This is a genomic window from Tatumella sp. JGM91 (genome assembly GCF_018257575.1).
In the GTDB taxonomy this organism is placed as follows: Bacteria; Pseudomonadota; Gammaproteobacteria; order Enterobacterales; family Enterobacteriaceae; genus Tatumella; species Tatumella punctata.
On sequence record NZ_JAERJP010000047.1, the window covers coordinates 1 to 1233 of the forward strand.

The 1233-nt window shown below is 48.1% G+C and carries 1 protein-coding gene; it reads right to left on the reverse strand.

The window, feature by feature from the left end:
- Nucleotides 1-282: 282 nt before the first annotated feature.
- Nucleotides 283-819, reverse strand: a complete 537-nt coding sequence (locus JK198_RS16700) for a helix-turn-helix domain-containing protein (RefSeq protein WP_196095576.1) — start codon at nt 817-819, stop codon at nt 283-285.
- Nucleotides 820-1233 lie beyond the last annotated feature (414 nt).

The following is a 1233-nucleotide window of genomic DNA, read 5'->3' on the forward strand; positions in this document are numbered from 1 at the left end:
AGTGAGCCATCCACCTGTTAGACGGGGTTTTGGTTTTTATAAGCCTGCTGCAAGCACAGGGCGCAAGTTGAAAACTGTGTCACATTTGCATAGCTGATGTGTCACGTTTGCACACCTTGCGCTATCCTGCATGTATTGGCTCTTTTGGTAGCTTAAAGGGCATTAAGGGCGGCTTAACAGGTGGATGGCTCACTTTGTTCACCATCCACCTTTGCCTAGTGTTGGGGTCGTTACAGCCCGTCAAGGGTACGCTAACGCCGCTAACGCGCCCCTGACTGGCTTTCACTCTAAATCGAGGTCTTGCTGGTCTTTAGCATCGCCGTCCAGCTCTTGCCCCTTGAACATCGCTACGATCCGTCGTTGGACATCACCATCAACGTTCACCAGAGTTTTACTCACAAAAGCGGCGTATCCCTTGCTCGTGTTGTACCCCTTCCAAACCTCATGTGGGTCTAGAGCATAGGCGCAAACGTTGCCTGCAACGGGGATTCTCACCACTGCGTTTTTTGATTCTAGGTAGTTTAGCCAGCGTTTTATCGTGCTCCTGCTGACGTTCAGTTTGTCAGCTAAGAACTGCTGTTCAGCTACAACAGCACCACAAGTTGGATCTATGTGTTCAGCCAAGAATGAGTAAAGCGAGATCGCAGCTACTCCCTGCTTGTCCTTAGAAAGCTCTCTAATGCGTTCCCAGCCCTTCGGAGACACTTGGGTGAACTTACTGTTCTTTTGCTCTTCACGCCTCTCCTGAGCCTCTCTAGAGCGTTCTAAATCGATCTCTCTCATCCGTCTTTGAGATTGCTTATCCAGTCCCGAAATCATCGCCATACTCCATGAGCTAAAGGTAGCTCAAATTTAAGCTATCTTAGCTCAAAAGTAAACTATCTTAGCTCAAGCTAGCTCACGTATGCATGGTCTAGAGCTAGCTCACGCATGCGTGGTCTAGCTTAAAAATGATAATCTATAAAAATCATATACTTACATATTTCCCCTTATCTAATCTTTAAAACCCAAAGATCAACACCTAACTGAAATGGTAGCTCCCTCCCTTTGGTCGGGCATTTTGGGGTCAAGGTTCGCCCCTGGGCGACCGCGATAGCGGTTTAACCTTGATGCAAAAATGAACGATCAACACTGGATCGAGGTGGGTGGTTCACGGAGTGAGCCATCCACCTGTTAGACGGGGTTTTGGTTTTTATAAGCCTGCTGCAAGCACAGGGCGCAAGTTGAAAACTG